This window comes from Paraburkholderia sp. SIMBA_030 (assembly GCF_046535245.1).
Lineage (GTDB): Bacteria > Pseudomonadota > Gammaproteobacteria > Burkholderiales > Burkholderiaceae > Paraburkholderia.
This window is the reverse complement of record NZ_JAWRXB010000464.1, coordinates 1-274: the sequence shown is the minus strand read 5'-3', so window position 1 is coordinate 274 and position 274 is coordinate 1. Positions and strand designations below refer to the sequence as shown.

The window sequence follows — 274 nt, the reverse complement described above, 5'->3', positions numbered from 1 at the left end:
GTCGTAGCCTTGCGGCAGGCCACCCAGTTTCCAGCAGAAACGCTTGCTGCAGGTGTTGTCTTCGCCGGGCGCACAGTAGCAATCGCGGCCCCAGTCGCGGTACGACTCGATGATGCGCTTGAGCAACGGCGAGTCGGTGAACACTGCCCCACCCTCGCCCATGGTGATGTGGTGCGCCGGGTAGAAGCTGAGCGTGCCGATATCGCCGAAGGTGCCGACCATGCGCCCCTGATAGGTGGAGCCCAGGGCATCGCAGCAGTCTTCGATCAGCCAC

At 63.9% G+C, this 274-nt stretch carries 1 protein-coding gene; it reads right to left on the bottom strand.

Translation table 11 applies throughout. From position 1 onward, the window contains the following. On the bottom strand, window positions 1–274 hold a 274-nt coding region (locus SB772_RS40800; protein ID WP_410838624.1), incomplete at both ends, for a DegT/DnrJ/EryC1/StrS family aminotransferase.